Raw genomic sequence first — 933 nt, 5'->3', positions numbered from 1 at the left:
CCCGACGAGACCGCCGACGTCGTCCAGTACGAGCCCGACCTGTGGATGCCCGGACACCCACCTGGTGCGACGTCGCTGGCGATCGGTGCACTCGCCGAGGCGGTGTCGCGGCCGGGGGAGTTCATCGATTCGGTCGTCACCGGCAACGGCGTCGTCGGGGGTGTCCGCACGGTCGTCGACTCCACGGTGCGTCGCATCGGCGATCTGATCGGGGACGTGACCGACTCGGCGCCGCAGAGTCCGCTGAATTCGCCGGGCAGTTCCTCGCAGATGTTCGCGGTGTCCTCGGTGCCCCGTCGTGACTGCGCCAAGATCGCCGAACACCACCGCTGCACCGTCAACGATGTGGTGCTGGCGATCGTCAGCGGCGTGATGCGCCGATGGCTGTTGTCCTTCGACGTCGCCGCACCCATCACCGACACGGTCCGCGTCGAGATCCCGCTGTCGACCCGGGATCCGGGGGTGGCACCGGACGCCGAGCGGGATGCCACGTGGATCGATGTGGGTACCCCGGGCTTCGTGACGGATCTGCCCGTGGGAGAGGACAATCCGAAGGTGCGACTCTCGCAGGTCGCCGCGCTCGCCGATCGGTACGCCCAATCGTCGCGCCGGGTGACACTCGGTCCGCGTCCGCTGCTTCCCGAACTCGGTATGGTGCCGTTCCCGGAATTCAGCTCGTGGGCCTTCCGGTCGTTGGGCACTCGGGGCTACAACATCCCCCTGTCCATCACCAGCTCGCCGGTGTCGGATCGATATGTCTTGGGGCGCAAGGGGAGTGCTCTGCATGCGGTGCCGGGCCTGATCGCCGGACATGCGCTGTCGATCGGGGTGGTGGAGTATCTCGACCGGTTGAACTTCGCGTTCCCCGCCGACCGCGGCGTGATCGGTGATCTGCCCGCCCTCGCGGGTTATGTCGCCGAGTCGTTCGAGGAA

1 protein-coding gene is annotated in these 933 nt (G+C 67.6%); it reads left to right on the top strand.

Annotated features, from left to right (window positions below):
• Positions 1–933, top strand: a 933-nt coding sequence (locus B1964_RS17030; RefSeq protein ID WP_139765774.1) for a WS/DGAT domain-containing protein, incomplete at both ends; no start/stop codon positions are given.

The organism is Gordonia sp. i37 (assembly GCF_002043085.1).
GTDB classification, from domain to species: domain Bacteria; phylum Actinomycetota; class Actinomycetes; order Mycobacteriales; family Mycobacteriaceae; genus Gordonia; species Gordonia polyisoprenivorans.
This window is presented reverse-complemented; position numbering and strand designations above follow the sequence as displayed.